The sequence below is a fragment of the Yoonia sp. R2-816 genome (genome assembly GCF_046762905.1).
In the GTDB taxonomy this organism is placed as follows: Bacteria; Pseudomonadota; Alphaproteobacteria; order Rhodobacterales; family Rhodobacteraceae; genus Yoonia.
On sequence record NZ_JBKQXN010000130.1, the window covers coordinates 1 to 281 of the forward strand.

The 281-nt window shown below is 56.9% G+C and carries 1 protein-coding gene; it reads right to left on the bottom strand.

The window, feature by feature from the left end; all coding sequences use genetic code 11:
- Positions 1 to 281 (bottom strand): transposase (locus ACFWW2_RS02840; RefSeq protein WP_393925980.1); only part of this gene is annotated, 281 nt, incomplete at both ends.

Here is a 281-nt window from a genome sequence, read left to right on the forward strand (position 1 = left end):
TCGGGCATGCGGTTTGCGCCGTCGAGCTTCCGCCATTTGGTCTGGGCTGACACCATCAACTTGAACGCCATAGCGAGGCCGGTTTTGCGGCTGAGACAGCCTTTGGTTTTGCCAGTGCGGTGTCGGACAGTGGCAAAGGTACTCTCGATGGGGTTGGTGGTGCGGATGTGCTTCCAGTGTTCGGCAGGGAAGTCATAGAAGGCCAGCAACACGTCGCGGTCTTTGGTCAGTTTCCCGACAGCCTTGTCGTATTTCACGCCGTAGGTTGTGATGAAGAAGTC